Annotated in this window: 20 protein-coding genes; 4 read left to right on the forward strand and 16 right to left on the reverse strand. The window is 71.7% G+C overall.

Translation table 11 applies throughout. The annotated features are described in order from the left end of the window. Nucleotides 1–250 precede the first annotated feature (250 nt). A complete protein-coding gene (locus ABZX65_RS04405; RefSeq protein ID WP_355334417.1) occupies nucleotides 251–3,277 on the reverse strand; it encodes a bifunctional [glutamine synthetase] adenylyltransferase/[glutamine synthetase]-adenylyl-L-tyrosine phosphorylase in 3,027 nt (1,008 codons plus the stop codon). A 698-nt stretch (nucleotides 3,278–3,975) separates the two neighbouring features. Between ABZX65_RS04405 and ABZX65_RS04410 the strand changes: the two genes are divergently transcribed. Genes ABZX65_RS04410 through ABZX65_RS04420 form a run of 3 tightly spaced genes read left to right on the forward strand, consistent with a single transcriptional unit; the run spans nucleotide 3,976 to nucleotide 7,226 of the window. Continuing rightward, nucleotides 3,976–4,860 (forward strand): alkaline phosphatase family protein, encoded by an 885-nt coding sequence (locus ABZX65_RS04410; RefSeq protein WP_355334419.1) that lies wholly within the window; start codon nucleotides 3,976–3,978, stop codon nucleotides 4,858–4,860. Between the two features lie 3 nt (nucleotides 4,861–4,863). After that, a complete protein-coding gene (locus ABZX65_RS04415) occupies nucleotides 4,864–6,186 on the forward strand; it encodes an MFS transporter (protein ID WP_355334422.1) in 1,323 nt (440 codons plus the stop codon). Between the two features lie 20 nt (nucleotides 6,187–6,206). Beyond that, nucleotides 6,207–7,226 (forward strand): TolB-like translocation protein, encoded by a 1,020-nt coding sequence (locus tag ABZX65_RS04420; RefSeq protein ID WP_355334731.1) that lies wholly within the window; start codon nucleotides 6,207–6,209, stop codon nucleotides 7,224–7,226. A gap of 48 nt (nucleotides 7,227–7,274) precedes the next feature. Here ABZX65_RS04420 and ABZX65_RS04425 read toward each other — a convergent pair whose 3' ends face one another. Then, entirely contained in the window at nucleotides 7,275–7,658 is a 384-nt protein-coding gene (locus ABZX65_RS04425) for a hypothetical protein (protein ID WP_355334424.1), read from the reverse strand. Nucleotides 7,659–7,871: 213 nt separating this feature from the next. Here ABZX65_RS04425 and ABZX65_RS04430 point away from each other — a divergent pair, with 213 nt between their 5' ends. Continuing rightward, complete coding sequence (locus ABZX65_RS04430; RefSeq protein ID WP_355334426.1) at nucleotides 7,872–8,882, forward strand: helix-turn-helix domain-containing protein; 1,011 nt, start codon at nucleotides 7,872–7,874, stop codon at nucleotides 8,880–8,882. Here the strand turns inward: ABZX65_RS04430 and ABZX65_RS04435 are convergent. The 14 genes from ABZX65_RS04435 to ABZX65_RS04500 form a co-directional block, all read right to left on the reverse strand. Then, entirely contained in the window at nucleotides 8,842–10,203 is a 1,362-nt protein-coding gene (locus ABZX65_RS04435) for a glutamine synthetase family protein (protein WP_188279782.1), read from the reverse strand. The genes ABZX65_RS04430 and ABZX65_RS04435 overlap by 41 nt on opposite strands. 422 nt (nucleotides 10,204–10,625) lie before the next feature. Beyond that, entirely contained in the window at nucleotides 10,626–11,498 is an 873-nt protein-coding gene (locus ABZX65_RS04440; protein WP_355334429.1) for a hypothetical protein, read from the reverse strand. A gap of 33 nt (nucleotides 11,499–11,531) precedes the next feature. Further along, the gene (locus ABZX65_RS04445) at nucleotides 11,532–12,185 is read right to left on the reverse strand and encodes a hypothetical protein (RefSeq protein WP_355334432.1); all 654 of its coding nucleotides are present in this window, start codon (nucleotides 12,183–12,185) and stop codon (nucleotides 11,532–11,534) included. Nucleotides 12,186–12,196: 11 nt separating this feature from the next. Further along, the gene (locus tag ABZX65_RS04450; protein WP_355334435.1) at nucleotides 12,197–12,826 is read right to left on the reverse strand and encodes a hypothetical protein; all 630 of its coding nucleotides are present in this window, start codon (nucleotides 12,824–12,826) and stop codon (nucleotides 12,197–12,199) included. 13 nt (nucleotides 12,827–12,839) lie between these two features. After that, on the reverse strand, nucleotides 12,840–13,349 hold the full coding sequence (locus tag ABZX65_RS04455; protein WP_355334437.1) for a hypothetical protein: 510 nt from the start codon (nucleotides 13,347–13,349) through the stop codon (nucleotides 12,840–12,842). Then, entirely contained in the window at nucleotides 13,346–14,728 is a 1,383-nt protein-coding gene (locus tag ABZX65_RS04460; protein WP_355334439.1) for an MlaD family protein, read from the reverse strand. Before ABZX65_RS04460 ends, ABZX65_RS04455 begins: the two co-directional genes overlap by 4 nt. Next, on the reverse strand, nucleotides 14,728–15,900 hold the full coding sequence (locus ABZX65_RS04465; protein ID WP_355334442.1) for an MCE family protein: 1,173 nt from the start codon (nucleotides 15,898–15,900) through the stop codon (nucleotides 14,728–14,730). The genes ABZX65_RS04460 and ABZX65_RS04465 overlap by 1 nt, the downstream gene beginning before the upstream one ends. Next, a complete protein-coding gene (locus tag ABZX65_RS04470; protein ID WP_355334444.1) occupies nucleotides 15,897–17,021 on the reverse strand; it encodes an MCE family protein in 1,125 nt (374 codons plus the stop codon). Before ABZX65_RS04470 ends, ABZX65_RS04465 begins: the two co-directional genes overlap by 4 nt. Continuing rightward, nucleotides 17,018–18,103: an MCE family protein gene (locus ABZX65_RS04475; protein WP_355334446.1), complete on the reverse strand. Its 1,086-nt coding sequence runs from the start codon at nucleotides 18,101–18,103 to the stop codon at nucleotides 17,018–17,020. The genes ABZX65_RS04470 and ABZX65_RS04475 overlap by 4 nt, the downstream gene beginning before the upstream one ends. Then, on the reverse strand, nucleotides 18,100–19,134 hold the full coding sequence (locus tag ABZX65_RS04480) for an MCE family protein (RefSeq protein ID WP_355334448.1): 1,035 nt from the start codon (nucleotides 19,132–19,134) through the stop codon (nucleotides 18,100–18,102). The genes ABZX65_RS04475 and ABZX65_RS04480 overlap by 4 nt, the downstream gene beginning before the upstream one ends. Further along, nucleotides 19,131–20,510 carry an MCE family protein gene (locus ABZX65_RS04485; RefSeq protein ID WP_355334450.1) on the reverse strand — a complete coding sequence of 460 codons (1,380 nt, stop codon included), beginning with the start codon at nucleotides 20,508–20,510 and terminating at the stop codon, nucleotides 19,131–19,133. The genes ABZX65_RS04480 and ABZX65_RS04485 overlap by 4 nt, the downstream gene beginning before the upstream one ends. Further along, nucleotides 20,507–21,388, reverse strand: a complete 882-nt coding sequence (locus ABZX65_RS04490; protein ID WP_355334453.1) for an ABC transporter permease — start codon at nucleotides 21,386–21,388, stop codon at nucleotides 20,507–20,509. The genes ABZX65_RS04485 and ABZX65_RS04490 overlap by 4 nt, the downstream gene beginning before the upstream one ends. A 3-nt stretch (nucleotides 21,389–21,391) precedes the next feature. Next, nucleotides 21,392–22,243 (reverse strand): ABC transporter permease, encoded by an 852-nt coding sequence (locus ABZX65_RS04495; RefSeq protein ID WP_188279770.1) that lies wholly within the window; start codon nucleotides 22,241–22,243, stop codon nucleotides 21,392–21,394. After that, nucleotides 22,240–23,220, reverse strand: a complete 981-nt coding sequence (locus ABZX65_RS04500) for an ATP-binding cassette domain-containing protein (RefSeq protein ID WP_355334456.1) — start codon at nucleotides 23,218–23,220, stop codon at nucleotides 22,240–22,242. The genes ABZX65_RS04495 and ABZX65_RS04500 overlap by 4 nt, the downstream gene beginning before the upstream one ends. Between the last annotated feature and the right edge of the window lie 10 nt (nucleotides 23,221–23,230).

A 23,230-nucleotide genomic window follows, 5' to 3' on the forward strand; every position in this document is an offset into this window, starting at 1 on the left:
GAGGGCGCCCCGCCGTTCCGCCCCCCTTCCCCACATCCGGGGGTGGAGGGGGTCGGGGGCGGAGGGGGAGGGGTTCGAAATGCTGCCGGATATTTGTGGCGCAGGAGAGGTCACCGGATAGGGAGTACCAGAAGCGCCGTAAATATACCGATTTCGAACCCCTCTCCCGCAGCCCCCGGCCCCCGGCCCCCGACCCACGCACGACCCGAGCCCACCCGACCCGAGCCGACCCGAGGCGGTGCGAGGCGGGCTACTCGTAGGCGTAGAAGAGGCGTTCGACGACGGCGCGGGCGCGGCGGGTGCGGCGGCGGTAGTCCTCCAGCATGTCGCCGACGTGGCCGGGCGGGTAGCCGAGGTAGCGGCCGACGGCGGCGAGTTCGCGGCCGTCGCTGGGGAAGGTGTCGCCGGGGCGGCCGCGGACGAGCATGACGGCGTTGCGGACGCGGGTGGCGAGAACCCAGGCGTCGTCGAGGACGGCGGCGTCCTCGGGGTCGATGAGCCCGGCCTCGCGGGCGGCGGCGAGGGCCGGGCGGGTGCCGGTGGTGCGCAGGGCGGGCAGCCGCCCCGCGTGCTGGAGCTGCACGAGCTGAATCGTCCACTCGACGTCGGACAGCCCGCCGCGCCCGAGCTTGGCGTGCGTCGTGGGGTCGGCGCCGCGCGGCAGCCGCTCGGTCTCCATCCGGGCCTTCAGGCGCCGTATCTCGCGGACCGCCTCTTCTTCGAGGCCGTTCTCCGGGTACCGCAGCGGGTCGACCAGGGCGGTGAACCGCGCGCCGAGATCCGCGTCGCCCGCGACCGGCAGGGCGCGCAGCAGCGCCTGGTTCTCCCAGATCAGCCCCCAGCGCCGGTAGTAGGCGGCGTACGACGCGAGGCTGCGGACCATGGGCCCGCTCTTGCCCTCGGGCCGCAGATCGGCGTCGACCAGCAGCGGCGGGTCCGCGGTGGGGATCTGGAGCAGGCGGCGCAGTTCGTCGGCGACGGCGAGCGCGGCGCGGGTGGCCTCGCCCTCGTCGGCGCCGTCGAGCGGTTCGTGGACGAAGAGCACGTCGGCGTCCGAGCCGTAGGCCAGCTCCCGGCCGCCGAAGCGGCCCATGCCGATGACGGCGAAACGGGTGGGCAGCGGGTGCGCGTCGTTGCCGGTGACGTGGTTGACGGCGGCGCGCAGCGCGCCCGCGAGCGTCGCGGCGGTGAGCCCGTAGATGGCGGTGCCGACGCGGTCGACCAGGGCGGCGGGGTCCGGCGGCTCGTCGGGCGTCTCCTCCTGGTCCTCCTCGTCGTCGCCGTAGGTGTCGATGAGGTCGGCGGCGGCGGTACGGAACAGCTCGCGGCGGCGTACTCCGCGTACCGAGGCGATGGCCTGCTCGGGGGTGTCGGCGCGGTCGACGGCGGCCAGCACCTCCTGCTCCAGGGCGGCGTGGTCGCGCGGCACGAGACCGTCGGCGGCGCCGAGCAGCGCGACCGCCTCGGGGGCGCGCATCAGCAGGTCGGGGGCGAGCCGCCCCGAGGAGAGGACGCGGGCCAGCCGCTGCGCCGCCGCGCCCTCGTCGCGCAGCAGCCGCAGGTACCAGGGGGTCTTGCCGAGCGCGTCGGAGACCTTGCGGAAGCCGAGCAGCCCGGCGTCGGGGTCGGCGGAGTCCGCGAACCAGCCGAGCAGCACCGGCAGCAGCGTGCGCTGGATGGCGGCCTTGCGGCTGACGCCGCTGGCCAGCGCCTCCAGGTGGCGGACGGCGGCGGCCGGGTCGGCGTATCCGAGCGCCTGGAGGCGCTGGCGGGCCGCGTCGGTGCTGAGCCGGGTCTCCTCGCCGCCGAGCTGGGCGACCGCGTCCAGCAGCGGCCTGTAGAACAGCTTCTCGTGCAGCCGCCGTACCTCCATGGCGTGCCGCTTCCACTCCCGGTTCAGCTCGGCGACCGGGTCGGCGCGGAAGCCCAGGCCGCGGCCGAGGCGGCGCAGTCCCGCCTGGTCGTCGGGGACGAGGTGGGTGCGGCGCATCTTCTGGAGCTGGATGCGGTGTTCCATCAGCCGCAGGAAGCGGTAGGCGTCGTCGAGCGCGGCGGCGTCGGTGCGGCCGACGTAGCCGCCCGCGGCGAGGTCGGCGAGCGCGGTCAGCGTGGTGCCGCTGCGCAGCGACGGATCGGTCCGGCCGTGCACGAGCTGGAGGAGCTGCACGGCGAATTCGACGTCGCGCAGGCCGCCGGGGCCGAGCTTCAGCTCGCGGTCGATCTGGGCGGCGGGGATGTTCTCCACGACGCGGCGGCGCATCTGCTGCACGTCGGTGACGAAGTTCTCGCGCTCGGCGGCCTGCCAGACCAGCGGGCGGATCGCGGCCAGGTACTCCTCGCCGAGCGCCTCGTCCCCGGCGACCGGCCTGGCCTTGAGCAGCGCCTGGAACTCCCAGGTCTTCGCCCACCGCCGGTAGTAGGCGAGGTGGCTGGAGAGCGTACGGACCAGCGGCCCGTTCTTGCCCTCGGGCCGCAGATTGGCGTCGACCGGCCAGATCGTGCCCTCGGCGGTGGTGTCGGAGCAGATCCGCATCATCCGGGCGGCCAGCCGGGTGGCGGCGCGTACGGCCGTGCCCTCCGCGTCCTCCTGGCCCGCCGTCTCCTCGGCCGGTTCCGCCACGTAGACGACGTCGACGTCGGAGACGTAGTTCAGCTCGTGGCCGCCGCACTTGCCCATGCCGATGACGGACAGCCGGCAGACGGCGGCGTCCTGCGGGCTCTCGGCTGCGGCTATCGCCAGCGCGGCGCGCAGGGTGGCGGTGGCGAGGTCGGCCAGTTCCGCGGCGGTACGCACCAGGTCGCTGGTGCCGCACACGTCGCGGGCGGCGATGCCGAGCAGGCAGCGGCGGTAGGCGACGCGCAGCGCGTCGGGGGTGTCGGCGCCCGAGAGGGCCCGGACGAAGTCGGCGACGCCCGGGTGCAGGTCGGCGGACTCGTACATCACCAGCGCGTGCCAGTGGGCGGGGTGCCGGGCGAGGTGGTCGCCGAGGGCCTCGGAGGCGCCGAGGATGCCCAGCAGGCGGTCGCGCAGCGGCTTCGCCGTCATGACGGTGTCCAGCAGCGTCCGCCGCTCCGCCGGGTCCAGCTCCTCCGTGAGGCGTACCAGGCTGATCAGCGCCTGGTCGGGGTCGGCCGTCGCGCCCAGCGCCTCCAGCAGCACCGGGTCCGTCCTGACCGTCGACAGCTCGGGCAGCTCCAGCAGCCGCTCGGCCGCCGCCGGGTCCGTGAAGCCGTGCCGCAGCAGCCGCGTGAACGTACTGCTCCGGCGTCCCTGCATCGGCCCTCCCGGCGGGTCATGTGGTGTGGCGGGGTGACGCTCGACTGATTTGGCTTGGCTCCGTGGTGGCGCGTGACCGTGACCCGTGGCGCGTGTCCCGTACCCCGGAACGGTCCCGCGCAAGCCCGGATCGATCAAGGCTTCGGTTTGAGCGTAACCCCCTGCGGGGGGCTCGGTAGCCGGAGTGCGGCCACCAGCCCACCCGACCCCGATCCCGCGCCCCGCACACGGCCCGATCCACCGCCCCGCCCCAGCGACCAAGAGGCCCGCACGGGCGTGGGCGTAAACACATGACCCGCGCCACGCGGCACGGCCCGGCCCCGTACGGCACGCATGGCATGGGCGCAACCGCACGACCCGCACGGTGAGGGCGCAACCACATGACCCGCACCACGCGGCGCGCGCAGCGCGGACTCACCGACCACACCACCCCCCTCCCGGCCGGAGGCCCCCGCCGTGCGGGCGGACATCGCGGGCTTGGCCACGCGGGAGAGTGGCGCGGCGTGGTGGGCGGGGCTGCCCGGTAGGGGGCAGGGGGGCGGCGCCCCAGCAGGAGGGTTGTGGGAGCCGGCGGCAGGCCGTACCTCGGTGTTCGCCTTCATTTCACCCGGCGCCCGCTCGCCCTGACGTGATCGGGCTCTTAAAATTTGTCATGTACAGCGGTTCCTCGTCCTTCCCCCCACTACCGGAGGTACGCCGTGCACGGCTGGACTCTGCCCCGCCGCAGCCGCACCGCTCTGTTGTCCGCAGTCGGCCTCGCCGCCGCGTCCGCCGGTCTGTGGACCGGTCTCGGCGGCTCGGCGCACGCGGCCGGTTCTGTGCCCACCCCCGACCACACCCTCGTGGTGGTCATGGAGAACCACGCGTACAGCCAGGTCATCGGCAGTTCGAGCGCGCCGTACATCAACTCGCTGGCGACCGGCGGCGCGAATCTCACGCAGAGCCACGCGATCACGCACCCGAGCCAGCCGAACTACTACGCGCTGTTCTCCGGGTCCACGCAGGGCGTGACGGACGACAGTTGCGTGAAGATCGGCTTCAGCTCGGCCGCGAATCTCGGCTCCGAGGTGATCGCCGCGGGCAAGACCTTCGGCAGTTACAACGAGACGCTGCCGAGCCAGGGTTCGACGACCTGCAAGAGCGGCAACTACGCGCAGAAGCACAACCCGTGGTTCGGCTTCGGCAATGTCCCGACGTCGACCGCGAAGACCTTCGCGCAGTTCCCGACGGACTACTCGACGCTGCCGCGGATATCCTTCGTCGTACCGAATCTGTGCAGCGACATGCACGACTGCTCGGTGGCGACCGGCGACACCTGGATCAAGAACAACCTGGGCGCGTACGCGACGTGGGCGAAGACCCACAACAGCGTGCTGGTCGTGACCTTCGACGAGGACAACTCGCTGAGCGGCAACCGGATTCCGACCGTCTTCTACGGTCAGCCGGTCACCGCGGGCAGTTCGTCCGCGACCAACTACAACCACTACAACCTGCTGCGCACACTGGAGGATCTGGCGGGTACCTCGGGACACGCGGGCAACGCCGCGTCCGCCGCGGACATCACCGGCATCTGGACCAACTGACCGATGTACGTCAGCGAGAGCCGCGGCAGCACGCCCGCGACACCCGCACCGACGAGCGCGGCGGACAGCCCGACGACAGCGCCGACGACCGCCCGGGGCCCGCGTCCCGGGCGGTCGTCCGCGGTCACCTCGACGGTGCTCGCGCTCGGCGCGGTCAGCCTCATCACCGATGTGTCGTCGGAGATGGTCACCGCGGTGCTGCCGCTGTACCTGGTCACCGGGCTCGGGCTCTCCCCGCTCGGCTTCGGTCTGCTCGACGGCGTCTACAACGGATTCAGCGCGGTGGTACGGCTGGTCGGCGGGCATCTCGCCGACCGCGGCGGGCGGCACAAGGCGGTGGCCGCCTTCGGGTACGGACTGTCCGCGCTGTGCAAGCCGCTGCTCCTGGCCGTGCACACGTTGCCCCTGATCGGCGCGGTGCTCGCCGTCGACCGCACCGGCAAGGGCCTGCGGACCGCGCCGCGCGACGCGCTCATCTCGCTCTCGGCGCCGCCGGAGTCGCGGGGCCGGGCGTTCGGTGTGCACCGCGCGATGGACACCACCGGGGCGCTTCTCGGGCCGCTGGCCGCCTTCCTGATCCTCCGTCAGGCGGCGGAAGGATACGACGCGGTCTTCACCGTCAGCTTCTGTGTGGCGGCGGTCGGCGTGGTCGTGCTGCTGCTGTTCGTGCCGTCGGGCGTACGGCGGTCAACTCCCGTGCCTGACAAGGACGTTGACCGGCCGTCCTTACGGGCCGCCGTGGGGCTGCTCGGGCGGCGGGAGCTGCGCGGGCTGGCGCTGTGCGCGGTGGCGCTCGGGCTCGCCACCGTCAGCGACTCCTTCGTCTATCTGCTGCTGCAACGCCGACTCGGCGTCCCCGACCGGTGGTTCGCGCTCCTCCCGCTGGGCACCGCCGCCGCCTTCCTGCTGCTCGCCGTGCCGCTGGGCCGCTGGGCGGACCGGGTCGGCCGCTGGCGGGTCTTCGTCGGCGGCCACTTCGCGCTGCTCCTGGCGTACGGGCTGCTCCTCGCCCACCTGCGGGCGGGCGTACTGCCGTACGCCGTACTGGCGTTGCACGGGGCCTTCTACGCCGCCACGGACGGCGTGCTGATGGCGGCCGCGGCCGGTTCCGTACCGGCGGCGCTGCGCTCCAGCGGGCTCGCGCTCGTACAGACCGGGCAGGCCGCAGCGCGCTTCGTCTGCTCCATAGCCTTCGGGGCGGCGTGGACCGCGTGGGGCGACCAATCCGCCCTGACGGGGGCCGCGTTGGCACTGACGGCGAGCGTCGCGCTGTCGGTCCGGCTGCGGCCGTCACGGACTCCCACGGCACCGGAGGCGACGGCATGAGCGGGCGGGTCGAGGGCGGTATGAGCATGCGCAACCGGCTGCTGGTGCTGCTGGCCAGCATCACCGTGCTGGCGTGCGTGGCGGGGGTCGCGGTGTGGCGGGCCGCCGACCGGGCCGACCGGAAGAACCAGGTGCAGGCGGGCGGCCCCGCCGTCCGCGCCGGTACGGTCTCGCTGGCCGCCGGCGGCTCCCGTATCGTCTTCCGCTCCATGGCGTGGGGGCCGCACCGCGACGAGTTGGCCTCGGTGCCCGCCTCCGCGCCGGACGGGCCCCGCGTCGCGTCCGGCGTGAAGTGCCTGCGCTTCTACGCGGCGGGCGGCACCGGCATCTGCCTCCAGGCCAAGCGCGGCGCGGTCAACGACTCGTACGACGCGGTCGTCCTGGACTCGGCGCTGCGCGCCACCCGCCGTGTGCCGCTCGCGGGCATCCCGACCCGTGCCCGTGTCTCGCCCAGCGGGCGGATGGCCGCCTGGACCGTCTTCGTCGGCGGCGACTCGTACGCGGGCACCGACTTCTCCACCCGCACCTCGATCCTGGACACCCGCACCGGGACCCTCCAGTCGTCCCTCGAGGACTACGCCGTCACCCGCGACGGGCGCCGCGTGCGCGCCGCCGATATCAACTTCTGGGGCGTCACCTTCGCCGACGACCGGCACTTCTACGCCACGCTCGCCACCGGCGGCCACACCTACCTCGTGCGCGGCGACGTCGCCGCCCGTACCGTCACCACGCTGCGCACCAACGTCGAGTGCCCGTCGCTCTCCCCCGACGGCACCCGGATCGCCTTCAAGAAACGCGTGCCCGGCCTGCCCGCCGACGCCCCCTGGCGCCTCTACGTCCTCGACCTGGCCACCTCGCGCGAGTGGCCGCTGGCCGAGACCCGCAGCGTCGACGACCAGGCCGTGTGGTCCGACAACGCGACCGTCGTCTACTCCCTCCCCGGCGACTACGGCTCCGACCTGTACACCGCCCCCGCCGACGGCACCGGCGCCCCCCGCCTCCTCACCCCCTCGGCCCTGGCCCCCGCCTGGCTGCCCTGACCCCGGAGGTGACGTCCCCCGGGGCGGCCCCGCCTCGGGGGGCGCGGGTCAGCAGACGCGGACGGACTGCGCGGAGGAGAGGTCGCTGTCGGTGTAGCCGGGCGGGCGGCCCGAGTAGTCCTGGGCGACGCTGCCGATGGGGTTCTTGCCGTCGCGGCCGTAGTAGAAGGTGGTGCGCACCCCGCCGACCTGGTTGTTGTTGATCCAGGTGGCCTGCTCGTCGATGGCGATGTTGTGGACCGCGCAGGCGTTCCACGGGCCGAGCCAGTACCACGTGTTGGTGTCCGTGTTGTGGATGTGCAGGCACATGTCGCCCACCGGGGGGAGGTTGCAGTCCACCGCCTGGGCGGGGGACGCGGCCACGAAGCCGACCGTGCCGGCGAGCAGCGCGCCGCTTACCGCGAGGGTGACCGTCCGCTTTCCGATACGCATACTCAAGGGCCTCCTTGTTCGCAGGAATTGACCGAATTCCGCACCCGGAGCCGTGCCGACGCATTGCCGTTCACGGTCGCGCGTAAACGCGCACCGATTCTCCGGGCAGCCCCAAGTAGACGCCGACGTTGGCCGGGATTGCCATTGATTGGATGACGTTCCAATGTTGGGCTGGCGGTTCGGACGTCCGCCCGATCCGTCCGGGAAGGCATCATGCTGCGTCTGTCGCTGGGCCCGGCCGAGCTGGCCAGGACCCGGTTCGCCATCTCACCGATGGTCGAACTGTTCGGTGTCCTGTCCACCGCCATGAGGTCGTCCCGCCGCGGGGAACGGCTCGGCGCGCTGCCGCGGCTGCTGCACGACCGGCAGATGCCCCTGCTGGCGGGGTTCTTCCAGGGCGAGGCGTGGCTGCCGGATTTCATCAGCCCCGCGCCCGCGCGGTTCGCGCCCAGCCTGGATGACGAACTCCACCGGATAGCCACCCTCGCGCCGACCCGGCTGGTGCAGGAAATCACCGTGTTCACCACGGGCTTCGCCGGTCAGGGCTTTCCCGGAACCGAGCTGTCCGCGCCGGTCCTGAGCCAACTCGACCGGGGGGAAACCGCATTCGTCCAGAAAGCGGCTCAGGAACTGCACGCTTTGTGGAACCACACACTCGCAGCGCGCTGGCCGGTGATCCGTGGCCGCCTCGAAGCCGATATCAACGCCCGTTCCCAGCTCATGGCCCGGCAGGGAACCGGCGCGGTCCTGGATTCCCTGCATCCGGACACCAGTTGGCACGACGGCACACTGACCGTCCGCAGCCCGTTCCGCACCACGGTGCCGCACGCGCCGGCCGTCGTCATGATCCCCACCGTCACCGGGGACCTGACGCCGGGCCTCGACCCGATGTTCCAGCACGACACGATGCTCTGCTATCCGGTGTCCCGCGCTCCGTCAGGCCGCCGCGCCGCACAGGGCGGCCACCCGGCGGCCGACGTCCTGGGGGCCACCCGGCACAGCCTGCTGCTGTCGCTGGGCCGCCCCCTCACCACCACGGAGCTGGCCGAGCTCCACCACCTGGACCCGTCGACCGTCTCCTACCACCTCACGCGCCTGCACCGGGCGGGTCTCCTCACCCGGACCCGCCACGGCCACCGCGTCTACTACCGCCGCACCCCGCAGGCCGAGCAGCTCCTCTCGGCTACAGGTTCGGGAGGTTCTTCCGCAGCTCGAAGGCGGTGACCTCGGAGCGGTACTCCTCCCACTCCTGCTTCTTGTTGCGCAGGAAGAAGTCGAAGACGTGCTCGCCGAGGGTCTCGGCGACGAGTTCGCTGCGCTCCATGAGGGTGATGGCCTCGCCGAGGTTCTGCGGGAGGGGCTCGATGCCGAGGGCGCGGCGCTCGGAGTCGGACAGGGCCCAGACGTCGTCGTCGGCGCCGGCCGGGAGTTCGTAGCCCTCCTGGATGCCCTTCATGCCCGCGGCGAGGAGGACGGCGTAGGCGAGGTAGGGGTTGGCGCCGGAGTCGATCGAGCGGACCTCGACGCGGGTGGAGCCGGTCTTGCCGGGCTTGTACATGGGGACACGGATCAGGGCCGAGCGGTTGTTGTGGCCCCAGCAGATGTACGAGGGGGCCTCGCCGCCCGCGCCAGCGGTGCGCTGGGAGCCGCCCCAGATCCGCTTGTAGGAGTTGACCCACTGGTTGGTGACCGCGGCGGTCTCACCGGCGTGCCGGAGCAGGCCCGCGATGAAGGAGCGGCCGACCTTGGAGAGCTGGAACTCCGCGCCCGACTCGTAGAAGGCGTTGCGGTCGCCCTCGAAGAGCGACAGGTGGGTGTGCATGCCGGAGCCGGGGTGCTCGGAGAACGGCTTGGGCATGAAGGTGGCGTGCACGCCCTGTTCGAGGGCGACCTGCTTCATGACGAGCCGGAAGGTCATCACATTGTCGGCGGTGGAGAGCGCGTCGGCGTAGCGCAGGTCGATCTCCTGCTGGCCGGGGGCGCCCTCGTGGTGCGAGAACTCCACCGAGATGCCCATGGACTCCAGCATCGTGATGGCCTGGCGGCGGAAGTCCATGCCGACGTTCTGCGGGGTGTGGTCGAAGTAGCCGGAGTTGTCGGCGGGGGTCGGCCGCCCGCCGTCCATCGGCTTGTCCTTGAGCAGGAAGAACTCGATCTCGGGGTGGGTGTAGAAGGTGAAGCCGAGGTCGGAGGTCTTGGCGAGCGCGCGCTTGAGGACGTAGCGCGGGTCGGCGTACGACGGGGAGCCGTCGGGCATGAGGATGTCGCAGAACATGCGCGCGGTGCCGGGGCTCTCGGCGCGCCAGGGCAGGATCTGGAAGGTGCTGGGGTCCGGCTTGGCGATCATGTCGGACTCGTACACCCGGGCGAAGCCCTCGATGGCGGAGCCGTCGAAGCCGATGCCCTCGTCGAAGGCCTGCTCCAGTTCGGCCGGTGCGACGGCGACCGACTTCAGGTAGCCGAGCACGTCGGTGAACCACAGGCGGACGAAGCGGATGTCCCGCTCCTCCAGGGTGCGGAGAACGAACTCCTGCTGCTTGTCCATATCCATCCATCCTTGCCGGTCAGGCCACCTGCTCCCCGCCACTGGCCATATCGGGGACGCACATCCGGGATTGCGAGCCGAGCATCCCATCACGCGATTTCCGGCGCGTTGCGGGGGCCCTCTCCCCCATAGTGCCTGCCCGCGACGAGTCCTTCATCATCGCGCGGCGCCTGATCGCGGCGCCTGATCGGTGACGGCGCGAAACGGCCGGTGTTTTAATAAGGGTAGCCTTACCTAAGGCGTACGTCTGTTCGCCACAGCTGCGTACCCGTACGAGGAGCCGTACCCGTGGGCACACGCACGCGTGGCGGCGGCCGTCGCGGGGCCCGCCGTCATCGTCGGCTATCTGCTGGACGCCGACTGGCGCCTCACCGACCGCTGGCCGCAACCGCTGATCACGACCGCTGACCGTGGGGTCCGCGCTACCCGAAGGTGTCGATGCTCGCGATCTTCCAGGTGCCGTCCTGGTGCACGGCGTCCACCGCGAACATCGCCGCCGCGTAAGTGGTCGCCGCGTTCGCGGACTTGGCGGTGCTGGTGTTGCTCTGGTCGGCGAAGACCAGGACGCGGGCGCGGTCGCCGTCGAGCAGTTCCACGCCGGTGTCGGTGACGGTCGTGGTCAGCACGAGCTTCTGCGCCGGTGCCTGGGCGCGGACCTGGGCGAGCATCGTCGCGTACTGCTGGACGGCCTTTCCGGTCAGTACGCGCTTGGCCGCGTCGTCGGTGCGGGCGGTGTCGGCGTAGTTGTAGGAGAAGACCGCGTTCACGGCCTGGGCGACGGTGCCTTTGACCTCGCTGGTGCGGGCGGTGTCGGTCAGCGCGGTGTTGCCGGAGGCCACCGAGTCGCGCAGGTCGGACGCCTTGCCCGCGGACCAGGCGGCGAGGCCGCCGAGCAGCACGGTCAGCAGGGCGAGACCGACGGTGAGGACGGTGACGGGGCGCGGGCGCCACTTGCGCGGGCCGCTCCCGGCCTCGGGTTCAGCGTCGGCGGCCGTGCCGGTGGGAGTCCCGGCGGTGACGTCAGCGGTGACGTCGGCGGCCTTGTCGGACGTACGCGGCGGCCGGGCCGGGCGGGTGCGGACGGCGGTCGCGGCGCGGCCCCGGGCGGGGCGCTCCGAACGGTCGCCGCCCTCCGCCTCGGTCTCCGGGCCGGTGTCGGAGTGGACGTCGGTGTCAATGTCGGTCTCGGGGTCGACGTCGGTGGCGGCTTCCGCCGTGCGGGTCACGCGCTCGCGCGGCGGCGCGGTGGCCGCCAGGCGGCGTTGGCGGTTGATGAGGTGGCGGGCGGTCGACATGGGCGGCGGTCCTCTCGCGGACGGCGGGGCGGCTTACTGGCCGTCGGTGGTGGACGGGGACGGCCTCGCGGTGGCGGTGCCGCCGCTCGGGGGCGAGGACGCGGACGGGTCCGCGGCGCTGTCGCCCATCGGGGCCTGGCCGAGGGCGCTGAGCTTCCAGCCCGTGTCGGTGCGGGTGAGTTCGCCGAGCATCCGGCTCTCCTTGACCGCGGGCTTGGCCTTGGGCGCCTCGACGGTGATCCGCAGCGCGATCATCACGCTGGCCTTGCCGGTCCTGGTGTCGAGTTCGGTGACCGCGCCGGACAGGATCTTCGCGGTGCTGACCGTCTGGGCCTGCCGCACCTGCTTCTCGAACGCGGCCCGCCCCTGCACCAGTTGGCTGTGCAGGTCGCCGGTCGTGGAGCTCTCCCAGATGTCGAGCCCGTGGTCGACGTCGGAGTGGTCCAGGGTGTTCATGTTCTGCACCGCCTGCTCCCCCGCCGCGAGCACCGTGTCGCGGGTCCGGGCGAAGGCCGCGTCGTCGTCGTGCGCGGCCCCGTACCAGGACCAGCCGGTCAGGGCGGCGGCGACCGCCGCGGCGACGGCGAGCGCGACGGCCGTGGCGAGCAGCGACCGGCTCGGCGCGCGCAGCCGCGCCCCGAGCCGGTCCCGCGACCCGCCGCCACCCTTGAAGGGCATCCGTGCCATCCGTCTTCCTCCTACCGGGCCTTGAGATCGGTGATCCGCCAGTGGTCGCCGTCGAGCCTGGCGGTGACCGAGAGTTGGGCCGCCGCGCTGGTGGCCGCGGCGCCCTTGCGCTGGGCGGTCTGGTCGAGGAAGACCAGCAGCCGGGCGTGGTCGGCGGTGAGCCGGACGACCCCGGCGCGCACCACCCGTGTGGTCAGGGTGAGTTGCTGCTCGGCGACGCGCTGCCGGATCTGCCCGAACAGCGCCTGGTACTGGTCGGCCGCCGCGCCGTCCAGCAGGTCGCGGGCGGCCCGCTCGGTCGACCCGGTGTCCTCCGGCGTGTACGCGAAGATCTTGCCGAGCGCGTTGCTGACGTCCCCGACGACCCGGTTGGTCGCCTCGGTGTCGGTCAGCGCGCGGTTGTCCGTCGCGGCCGGGTCGGTCAACCGGTGGGCCGCGTAACCGAATCCGCCGCCGCCGAGGAGCAGCAGCACGATCGCGGCGACCGCCGCCGTACGCCGCGCACCGTACGGCCACCGCCAACGCCGTCCGGCGGCGGCCTCGTTGGCCTCCGCCTCGTCCGGAGCGGCGGCCCCCGATGCGTCGGTCTGCGGCGCCTCGGCCTCCGCCGCCTCGGCCTCGGGCTCATGCGTGGTGCTCACTGGGCCGCCTCTCCTAGCTCGCGCCGACGGGCACCGCGGTGAGCGCCGTGAGTTTCCAGCCGTCCGAGGTACGGGACAGGCCCGCCTCGAACCGCTTGCGGTCGGTGGTGGCCGCGCCGCCGCGCGGCATGACCCGGACCTGCACGGTCGCGATGAGCTTCGCTGTACCGGCCCTGGTGTCGAGTTCGGTGACCGCCGCGTCGGTGACCGTGCCCCGGGTGGAGGTGCCGGACTGCTTGAGCGCGGCGGCGTCCGCGGTGTGCGTACGGCTCATGCGGTCGTGCAGCGGCCCGGTCGTCGTGTCCAGCCAGGCCGCGAGGTCGCGGTCCAGGTGGGCCGCGTCCACCGTGTTCAGCCGGGTGATGTCCCGCTGCCCGTCGGTCAGTACGGCGTCGCGGGCCTTGGCGTAATTGAGCGTGCCGTCGCCGCGCGTGTCCGCGTACGACCAGGCGCCGAGCGCGCACACCACGGCGGCGACCGCCCACGCGGTGACCCAGACCAGGGTGGACCGGCGGGCGCTCATCGGGTGCCCCCGAAGCCCGTGCCCCCGAAACGCGTGTCCCCGAAGCCCGTGCCCCCGGAGCGCGTGTCACCGAACCGCGTGTCACCGAGGCCGAGCAGATCCGCCATCGTGCCGCCGGTGGGCCCGGTCGGCAGCGAGGGCAGGCCCAGCGCTCCCGGCAGCACGCTCGTGCCGTACGTCGTCGTCCCGGTGGACGGGCCCGCGGCGGACGGGGGCCCGGCGCCGGTCGGCAGCACCGAGCCGGGCTGCACGGGGTTCGGGACGCCCCCGCCGTTCGGGGCGTTGGCCGAGCCGCGCACGTCGGTGCCGGAGGAGGCGGGGGCGGTGCAGCGGGCCGCGGTGTTGAGGGCGGTGGCGGGCGCCTTGGTGTCGAGGCCGTTGCGGTACGTGGTGCCGCCGTATCCGGAGGTGCAGGGCAGCGGGGAGAAGAAGGTGACGGCCATGCCGAAGTGCAGGCCCTTGCCGTCCACCGCCGTCGATCCGGCGGCGGCCACCGCGGGCACCTTGACCAGGAATTCCTCGATGCCGTGCTGCCGGGTGACGGCCACGTCCGAGGTGGTCAGCAAGTTGGCGAGGACGACGCTGAGTTGGGGTCCGACGTCCCGCAGCAGCGCGCTGACCTGCCCGGCCGCGTCGGGCGCCGCGGCGATGAGCCGTCGCAGGTCGGTGTCGGAGTCGTTGAGCTGCTTGGCGAGCTGACTGGCGCTGCTGGCGAAGGACTTGATGGCGTCGCCCTCGTCGGCCTGCGTGCGCAGCACCGTCCGCCCGTCGGCCATCAGCGTGATGTTGCCGGGCAGGTTCATGTCCGCGGCGGAGATGAACTCGCCGCTGGTGTCGAGCAGCGACTGGAGGTTGTCGCCCTGTCCCGCGAACGCCTTGCCGAATTCGTCGACGACGGTCTGAAGGGACTTCAACGGGACCGATCCGGCCAGGCTGTTGACGCTGGTGAGCAGGTTGGTGACGGGCGCGGGGATGGTGGTGTCGGCGCGTTCGACGCGGGAGCCGTCGGCGAGATACGGCCCCTGGTCGGTGGTCGGCCGCAGGTCGATGTACTGCTCGCCGACGGCGGACAGGCTGGCGACGACGGCCTTGAGGTGGGAGGGGATGTGCGGCGCGGAGTCGTTGATCCGCAAGGACGCCTCCACGCCGTCGTCGGTGAGTCTGATCGGGCCGACCCGGCCGACCGAGACACCGCGGTAGGTGACGTTGGCGTGCTCGAACAGGCCGCCCGCTTCAGGGAGTTCGACCTTGACGGTGTAGTAGCCGCGCAGGCCCACGTACCGGCCGAGGTCGGCGTAGCGGACGCCGATGAAGCCGAGCACGAGCACGGCGATCAGCAGGAAGGCGATGTTCTTGGCGATGGTGACGCGGGTCAGCATCAGCGGCCCCCGGTCCTGGTCGAGCCGGTGACCGACGGCAGCGGCAGCGGGATGCCCGCCTCCCGCAGCTTCTTGTCGACGGTCCTCGTCCGGTCGGCCTTGGTGTGCGCGGACATCGGGTTCTCGGGGTCGGGCGGGTAGACGTTCCCGGACGCGGGCATCTCGGGGATGAGCTGCGTGCCGGGTACGGCGGTCAGGTCGAGGTAGACGTTGAGGTAGTCGCCCTTGACGCCGTTGAGGACCTCGTCGGTGAACGGGTAGGTGACCAGCACCTGGAGCGAGTCGGGCAGCGCGTCGCCCGCGTCGGCGAGCCGTCGCAGGGTGGGCGCGAGGGCCTTGAGGTCGGCGACCATGTCGTCCTTGCTGCGGTTGACGGTGTCCACCGCGACGCCGGAGAGCGTGTCCAGCGAGCGCAGCATGGTGACCAGCGAGCCGCGCTGCTGTTCCAGCACCTTCAGTCCGGGGCTGAGGCCGGTCAGTACGGTGCCGATCTTCTGGTCGCGGGCGGCGAGGGTGGCGGACAGTTCGTTGACGCCGTCGAGCGCGTCGGTGATGTCCTGCTTGTGGGCGTCGAGGTCGCTGACGAGCGTGTCGACCTGGTGGAGCATGGAGCGGATCTGCGGTTCGTTGCCGGTCAGGGCCTTGTTCAGCTCCACCGAGATGGTCTTGAGCTGGGCGACGCCGCCGCCGTTGAGCAGCATGGACAGTGCGCCGAAGACCTCTTCGACCTCGGGGTTGCGGTTGGTGCGCGAGGCGGGGATGACGGCGCCGTCGCGCAAGGTGCCGCTGGCGGCCCGCGTGCCGGGCGGCGCGGAGAGCTGGATGTACTTCTCGCCGAGCAGGCTGGACTGTTCCAGGTGCGCGTACGCGTTGGCGGGCAGTCGCACCTTGCCGTTGACCTTCATGGTGACGGTCGCGGACCAGCCGTCGGCGCCGAGGCCGATCTTGGTGACGCGGCCGACGGCGACGTCGTTGACGCGTACGGACGCCTGCGGGACGAGGTCGAGGACGTCGGCGAAGTCGGCCTTGACGGTGTAGGGGTGGCCGCCGAGGTCGGCGCCGCCGGGCAGCGGCACGTTCTGGACGTTCAGCGAGCAGCCGGCGAGGGCGAGCGCGAGCAGCGCGGTCCCGCCGACGGTGGCGGCGCTCCCCCGGGTGTGCGGACGCTTCATCGGGCCGCCCCCTTGGTGTAGACGGTGCCGACCGCCGGCAGGGGCAGCGGCAGGGTCTTGGCGTCCTTGGCCGCGGGTGTGAAGTCGGAGCCGGTCCTTGCGGTGTCCTTGGCGGCGGCGGGCGAGATGTCGCCGCCCATGCTCAGTTCGTTGATGTTGGCGCGCCCGTCGATGGTGCCGTGCTGCGGGTCGTAGGCGTTGAGGAGGTTGTCGGCGGCCAGCGGCGCGGTGTCGAGGAGTTCGGCGAGTGAGGCGCGCTGGTCGACCAACGTCTGGGTGATCGGGGCGAGTTTGCCGATGCTGGTCTTCAGCCGGGCCCGGTTGTCCTGGATGAAGGTCTTCACCTGGCCGAGCGCGGTGGACAGTTGGTGCAGCGCGCCGCCCAGGTTCTCCTTGTCCTCGGCCAGGAAGCCGCTGACGGTGGAGAGTTGGTCGGTGGCGGCCCGTACCTTGCCGTCGTTGTTCTTCAGCATGGTGGTGAAGGACTGGAGGTAGGACAGGGTCGCGAAGAGGTCGTCGCTGTGGCCGTTGAGGGTCTTGGTGGCCTGGCCGAGCTGGTCGATGCTGTCGCCGATGGCCTTGCCGTTGCCGTCGAGGTTCTTCGCGCCGGTGTCGAGGAGGTTCGACAGGGCGCCGGTGGCGTTGGCGCCGTTCGGGCCGAGGGCGTCGCTGAGCCGGGTGATGCTCTCGTAGAGCTGGTCGACCTCGACGGGGGTCGCGGTGCGGGTGGCCGGGATGACGGTGCCCGCGGTGATCCGGGGGCCGCCGGTGTAGGCCGGGGTGAGCTGGATGTAGCGGTCGGCGACGACGCTGGGCGCGACGACGACGGCGCCGGCTCCCGCGGGGACCTTCACCCCGTGGTCGAGGACCAGCACGACCTTGACCTGCTTGCCCTGCGGCTTCACCGAGTCGACGGTGCCGACCTTGACGCCGAGCACGCGCAGGTCGGATCCGGCGTAGACGCCCACGGCGTGGTCGAAGTAGGCGGTGATCCTGGTGCCGTCGGGGCCGCCGAAGAGGCGTACGCCGCCGTAGGCGAGGGCCGCGAGGACGACGGCGAGCACCGTGCCGAGGGCGATGGCCCGCCGCCCTCGCGCGGCGCGGCCGATGGATGCCTTCACGATGTGCCTCCCGTCGCCTTGGGCGGTTCGCACCCGGTCGTCGGCTGGGTGCCCGGGGGCAGATAGCTCTTGGGGACCAGGCCGCACAGATAGCTGTCGAACCAGCGGCCGTTGCCGAGGGTGTTGCCGACCAGCCGGTAGTAAGGCCCGGCCAGGGCGAGCGCCTTGTCGAGGCTGGACTGGTTGGCGAGCAGTACGCCGGTGACCCGGTCGAGGGCGTCCAGGGTCGGGCCGAGCTGCCGGTTGTTGTCGGCGACCAGGCCGTTGAGCTGGGTGCCGAGGTCCTGGGTGCCGGTGAGCAGCGCGTGGATGGCGTCGCGGCGCTTCTGGATCTCGCCGAGCAGCAGGTTGCCGTCCGAGATCAGCGTCTGGAAGCGGCTGTTCTGGTCGGAGAGGGTCTTGGTGAGCTGCTTGCTGCCCGCGAGCAGGTCGGCGAGCTGGGCGTCCCGGCTGGAGATGGTCCGCGACAGCGACGACAGGCCGGTGGCGGCGCTGCGCACCGAGGCCGGGGTGTCCTTGAAGGTGTCGGAGAGGGTCTGGAAGCTGGCGGCGAGCTGCGTGGTGTCGATCGACCCGAGGGTGTTGCCGAGGCCGTCGAGCGCCTGCGTGACGTCGTACGGCGAGGTGGTGCGGGTCCTGGGGATGCGCTGGCCGGGGTTCTGCGCGCGGCTGCCGAGCGGGTCGACGGCCAGGTACTTCTCGCCGAGCAGCGTCTTGATGCCGATGGCGGCGGTGCTGGCGTCGCCGATCCAGGTGTCCTTGACGCGGAAGGTGACCTTGACCTGGGCGCCGTCCAGCGACACCCCGGTGACCTTGCCGACCTTGACGCCCGCGACCCGCACCTCGTTGCCGGACCTGAGCCCGGCGGCCTCGGTGAAGCTCGCGCTGTACGTGGTGCCGCCGCCGATCAGCGGGAGCGCGTCCGCGTTGTACGCGACCAGGCCGGCCAGGGCGAGCACGAGCAGGCCGACGGTGCCGACGAGGACGGGGCTGCGTTCGCGCAGCGGCCGGAAGAGGGGGCGGCCCCGGCGCGCGGGGGCGCGGAAGCGGAGGCGCGGGGTCGGTATGCGGGGGCGGTTCATGACCGGCACCTCGATTCGGTGATCGCTATGCCGGTGGGCGGCTTGCTGCCGTCGGAGGTGGTGACCCCGGCGACGGTGGCCTGGCAGAGGTAGAGGTTGAGCCAGGAGCCGTAGGAGGCGAGCCGGCCGATGGTCTGGAGCTTGGCCGGGGTCTTGGTGAGGAAGTTCTCCAACTGCGGTGTGTTGTCGGCGAGGTTGGTGGACAGCCGGCCGAGCTGGGCGATGGAGTCCTTCAGCGGCTGGCGGCCGTCGGTGAGCAACCCGGCGGTGCTGGTGGTGAGTTGGGAGATCGCGGTGATCGACTGGCCGATCGGTTCGCGGTCGGAGGCGAAGCCGCTGACGAGCTGCTGGAGCGAGGTCACCAGGTCGTTGAACCCGGCCTCGCGGGTGTTCACCGTGGTGAGCACCGAGTTGAGGTTGTCGATGACCTGGCCGATCACCTTGTCCTTCGCGGCGAGCGTCGTGGTCAGCGAACCGACGTTGCTGATCAGGCTGTCGACGGTGCCGCCCTCGCCCTGGAGCACCTGGACGATCTCGCCCGCGAGCTGGTTGACGTCCTTGGGCGACAGGCCCTGGAACAGCGGCTGGAAGCCGTTGAAGAGCTGGGTGAGGTCGAGGGCCGGGGTGGTGCGCTGGAGCGGGATGGTGTCGCCGGGGGCGAGCGCCTGGCCGACCGGTCCCGTGCCCTGCTGGAGGTCGATGTACCGCTGGCCGACCATGTTGAGGTACTTGATGGTGGCGGTCACCGAGCCGGGCAGCTTCCGGGCGCGCTGCACCGAGAAGTGCACCTGCGCGACGCGGTGGTCGACGACCTTGATCGAGTCGACCTGGCCGACCTTGACCCCGGCGATCCGGACGCTGTCGCCCGAGGTGAGGCCGGTGGCGTCGGTGAACCGGGCGTTGTAGCCGGTGGTGTCGCCGACGTCGGTTCCGCCCGCGATGCTCACCGCGAGGACGGTGGTGGCCAGCGCGGTGACCAGGATGAAGATCAGCGACTTGACGATCGGTCCGACGAGGCTGCGGCGCTTCACCGCACCGTCACCTCCGCCCCTCGGTAGACGGGACCGGTGAGCAGGCTGCTCCAGTCGGGGAGCGAGCCGGGGTCGGTGCCGATGCCCGGCGCGAGGAGTTCGTTGATCAGCTCGTTCTCCTGCGGGGAGTTGGCCGGAGAGTCGGTGGTGGTCACGCTGGACGTGGACGCCGTGGACGCCGTGGACGCGGTGGACGTGGTGGCGGTCGGCGAGGTCGCGGACTTCGTGGAGTGCGTCGCGGCCGGTGCGCCGCCGCGGCCGGTGTACGGGACCGGGTAGCACTGCGGGCCGCCGCTCGCGTCGTACACCGGGGTGTCCTTGCCGGGTACGTACTTGCCGCGGGACGGCACGCTGGTGAGGTCGACGTGCAGTCCCGGCTCGTGGGTGCCCTTGCCGAGCGCCTTGTCCATGACGGGGACGAAGGCGGCCAGGGTGCGCAGCGTGCAGGGGAAGGACGGGGAGTACTTCGCGAGCAGCCCGAGGGTGCCGCGGCTGTCGGCGGTCAGCCGGATGATGGTGTCCTTGTTCTGCCGCAGATACGTCGTCAGGTCCTGCGCGGTGGCGGTGGTACTGCCGTACACGCTGTTGAGGTCGGCCTGTTCCTCGGCGATGGTGCCGCTGGTCCTGGTGAAGTCGGTGAGGGCCTGCACGATGTCGGGCGCGGCGGCGTTGTAGACGTGGCTGACGGTGACGAGCTGCTTGATGTCGTCGTTCAGCACGGGCAGTTCGGGGTTGAGCTTGGTCAGGTAGCGGTCGAGCTGGACGAGGGTGGTGCCGAGCTGGGTGCCGCGGCCGTCGAGCGCGGTCGCGACGGCGTTGAGGGTCGCGGCGAGCTTCTGCGGCTGGACGGCGGTGAGCAGCGGCAGCACGTTGTCGAGCACCTGCTGGAGCTCGATGGCGTCGCTGGAGCGGTCCTGGGCGATGGTGCTGTCGGCGGCGAGGGTGGGGCCGCCGCCGGTGGTGTCGGTGCCCGCGGGGGGTACGAGGGCCACGAAGCGTTCGCCGAACAGCGTGGTGGGCAGCATCTGCGCGGTGACGTCCGCGGGGATGCGCTTGAGCTGGCCGGGGTCGATGGCGAGGTTGAGCCGGGCGCCGTCGCCGTCGGCGCTGATCGAGGCGACCCGGCCGACGACGACCCCGCGCAGTTTCACGTCGGCGCCCTGGTGCATCTCGTTGCCGACGGTGCCGGTCTCCAGGTGGACGGTCGCGGTGTCGCTGAACGTCTTGTCGTAGACGGCGACCGCGAGCCAGGCCAGCAGCGCGGGCACCAGCAGGAAGACGACGCCGGCGGTCCTGCGGCGGGCGGTGGCGCCGCCGGTCGGGCGGCGGCGCGGGGCCGGGGGCGCTCCGGCGGGACGGGTGTCGGTGGTGGTCATCCCGCCACCCGCACCGTCGTGGTGGCGCCCCAGATCGCCAGGCTGAGGAAGAAGTCGGTGATCGAGATGATCACGATGGCGTTGCGCACCGAGCGGCCGACGGCGATGCCGACGCCCGCGGGGCCGCCCTTGGCGGTGAATCCGTAGTAGCAGTGGGCGAGGATCACGATGACGCTGAAGATCAGCACTTTCAGTCCGGAGAGCAGGACGTCCTGCGGGGACAGGAAGAGGTTGAAGTAGTGGTCGTAGGTGCCCGCGGACTGGCCGTTGAACATGACGGTGACCATCCGGGAGGCGACGTAGCTGCTGAGCAGGCCGATGCCGTAGAGCGGGACGATGGCGACGACCCCGGCGATGATCCGGGTGGTGACCAGGTACGGCATGCTGCGCAGGCCCATGCCCTCCAGCGCGTCGATCTCCTCGTTGATCCGCATCGCGCCGAGCTGGGCGGTGAATCCGGCGCCGACGGTGGCCGACAGGGCCAGGCCCGCGACGAGCGGGGCGATCTCGCGGGTGTTGAAGTAGGCGGAGATGAAGCCGGTGAACGCGGCGGTGCCGAGCTGGTTCATCGCCGCGTAGCCCTGGAGGCCGACGACGGTGCCGGTGGCGAGGGTCATGCCGATCATCACGCCGACGGTGCCGCCGATGACGCCGAGGCCGCCGCTGCCGAACACGACCTCGGCGAGCAGGCGTTGGACCTCTTTGAGGTAGCGGCGCAGGGTGCGCGGGATCCACAGCACGGCGGTGATGTGGAAGATGAAGTGGTCGCCTGTCTCGTCCAGCCAGTGCAGCCAGCGGCCGGTGTTCCGGCGTCGGCGCGGCCGTGGTCCGTCGGGCGGCGGCTCGGCCTGCGGGGTGTCCTTGTCCAGGAGCGCCATCGCTCAGGCTCCCTTCTGCGGGACGAGCTGGAGGTAGATCGCGGTCAGGACGACGTTCACCAGGAACAGCAGCAGGAAGGTGATGACGACGGACTGGTTGACCGCGTCGCCGACGCCCTTGGGGCCGCCCTTGGGGTGCAGGCCGCGGTAGGCGGCGACGATGCCCGCGATGAAGCCGAAGATCACGGCCTTGATCTCGCTGATGTACAGGTCGGGGAGCTGGGCGAGCGCGGAGAAGCTGGACAGGTACGCGCCGGGGGTGCCGTGCTGGACGATGACGTTGAAGAAGTAGCCGCCCGCGGTGCCGACGACCGAGACCAGGCCGTTGAGGAAGACCGCGACGAGCATCGTCGCCAGGACGCGCGGCACGATCAGCCGCTGCACCGGGGAGACGCCCATCACCTCCATCGCGTCCAGTTCCTCGCGGATCTTGCGCGAGCCGAGGTCGGCGCAGATGGCGCTGCCGCCCGCGCCCGCGATGAGCAGGGCGACGATCAGCGGGCTCGCCTGCTGGATGACGGCCAGCACGCTGGCGCCGCCGGTGAACGACTGGGCGCCCAACTGCTGTGCCAGTGAGCCGACTTGCAGGGCGATGACGGCGCCGAAGGGGATCGAGACCAGAGCGGCGGGCAGGATCGTCACGCTGGCCACGAACCAGAACTGCTCGATGAGTTCGCGCATCTGGAACGGCCTGCGGAAGGTGTCGCGCACGGTGGTGGCGGCGAGCGTCATGAGCTGCCCGGTCTCGCGCAGCGCGCCGGTGCCGGGGATCGGGCGGCGCGGCACGGTGACGCGTTCGGGGCGCGGCGGGGTCGGCTCGGGTCCCGGTCCCGGGACCCGTACGGGCGCGGTCATGCGGGCTCCCCCTGGACGGGGACGAGTCCGGCCTGTACGGCTTCGCGGGTCGCGGCCGGGAGCTGGTCCCACATGGCCAGGACGCGGGCCCTGCGGCGCTGTACCGCCTGCCGGGGCGGCAGTCCGGGTGACGGTTCGAGCTGCGGCGCGACGCGGCGCGGGGCCGCGGGCAGCTCGCGGCCGTTCAACTGCTCGCGGGCCAGGGCCGCTTCGTCCTTCTCCTCCGACATCCCGATCGGTCCGTCGCGGCGTCCGCTGAGGAACTGCCGTACGACCGGCTCGTTGCTGGTGAGCAGCAGCTCGCGGGGGCCGAAGGCGACCAGTTCGCGGCGGAAGAGCATGCCCATGTTGTCGGGCACGGTCGAGGCGATGTCGAGGTTGTGGGTGACGATCAGCATCGTCGCGTCGATCTGCGCGTTGAGGTCGATGAGGAGCTGCGAGATGAACGAGGTGCGGACCGGGTCGAGGCCGGAGTCGGGTTCGTCGCACAGGATGATCTGCGGGTCGAGCACCAGGGCGCGGGCGAGTCCCGCGCGTTTGCGCATGCCGCCGGATATCTCGCCCGGCAGTTTGCCCTCGGCACCGAGGAGGCCGACCATGTCGACCCGCTCCATGACGATGCGGCGGATCTCGGACTCCTTTTTCCTGGTGTGCTCGCGCAGCGGGAAGGCGATGTTGTCGAAGAGGTTCATCGACCCGAAGAGCGCGCCGTCCTGGAACATCAGGCCGAACATCTTGCGCGCCTCGTAGATGTCGCGCTCCGGGCTGTTCACCATGTCGACGCCGCCGACGAGCACCCGGCCGCGTTCGGGCTTGAGCAGGCCGATGAGCGATTTCAGGAATACCGTCTTGCCGGTTCCGGAAGGGCCGAGCATCACGCTGACTTCACCGGGCGGCAGTGTGAGCGTGACGTCCTGCCAGACGTTCTGCGTACCAAAGGACTTGGTGAGTCCTTCGACGATCACTTCGATTCCCATTGCACCTCCC

The sequence above is a fragment of the Streptomyces sp. NPDC003300 genome (genome assembly GCF_040610915.1).
Taxonomy (GTDB): domain Bacteria; phylum Actinomycetota; class Actinomycetes; order Streptomycetales; family Streptomycetaceae; genus Actinacidiphila.

Bases quoted from the DNA above. Each gene is read 5' to 3' on its own strand.
- ABZX65_RS04405 (WP_355334417.1), bottom strand. From the start codon at position 3,277: ATGCAGGGACGCCGGAGCAGTACGTTCACGCGGCTGCTGCGGCACGGC.
- ABZX65_RS04415 (WP_355334422.1), top strand. From the start codon at position 4,864: ATGTACGTCAGCGAGAGCCGCGGCAGCACGCCCGCGACACCCGCACCG.
- ABZX65_RS04420 (WP_355334731.1), top strand. From the start codon at position 6,207: ATGAGCATGCGCAACCGGCTGCTGGTGCTGCTGGCCAGCATCACCGTG.
- ABZX65_RS04425 (WP_355334424.1), bottom strand. From the start codon at position 7,658: ATGCGTATCGGAAAGCGGACGGTCACCCTCGCGGTAAGCGGCGCGCTG.
- ABZX65_RS04430 (WP_355334426.1), top strand. From the start codon at position 7,872: ATGCTGCGTCTGTCGCTGGGCCCGGCCGAGCTGGCCAGGACCCGGTTC.
- ABZX65_RS04435 (WP_188279782.1), bottom strand. From the start codon at position 10,203: ATGGACAAGCAGCAGGAGTTCGTTCTCCGCACCCTGGAGGAGCGGGAC.
- ABZX65_RS04440 (WP_355334429.1), bottom strand. From the start codon at position 11,498: ATGTCGACCGCCCGCCACCTCATCAACCGCCAACGCCGCCTGGCGGCC.
- ABZX65_RS04445 (WP_355334432.1), bottom strand. From the start codon at position 12,185: ATGGCACGGATGCCCTTCAAGGGTGGCGGCGGGTCGCGGGACCGGCTC.
- ABZX65_RS04455 (WP_355334437.1), bottom strand. From the start codon at position 13,349: ATGAGCGCCCGCCGGTCCACCCTGGTCTGGGTCACCGCGTGGGCGGTC.
- ABZX65_RS04460 (WP_355334439.1), bottom strand. From the start codon at position 14,728: ATGCTGACCCGCGTCACCATCGCCAAGAACATCGCCTTCCTGCTGATC.
- ABZX65_RS04465 (WP_355334442.1), bottom strand. From the start codon at position 15,900: ATGAAGCGTCCGCACACCCGGGGGAGCGCCGCCACCGTCGGCGGGACC.
- ABZX65_RS04475 (WP_355334446.1), bottom strand. From the start codon at position 18,103: ATGAACCGCCCCCGCATACCGACCCCGCGCCTCCGCTTCCGCGCCCCC.
- ABZX65_RS04485 (WP_355334450.1), bottom strand. From the start codon at position 20,510: ATGACCACCACCGACACCCGTCCCGCCGGAGCGCCCCCGGCCCCGCGC.
- ABZX65_RS04490 (WP_355334453.1), bottom strand. From the start codon at position 21,388: ATGGCGCTCCTGGACAAGGACACCCCGCAGGCCGAGCCGCCGCCCGAC.
- ABZX65_RS04495 (WP_188279770.1), bottom strand. From the start codon at position 22,243: ATGACCGCGCCCGTACGGGTCCCGGGACCGGGACCCGAGCCGACCCCG.
- ABZX65_RS04500 (WP_355334456.1), bottom strand. From the start codon at position 23,220: ATGGGAATCGAAGTGATCGTCGAAGGACTCACCAAGTCCTTTGGTACG.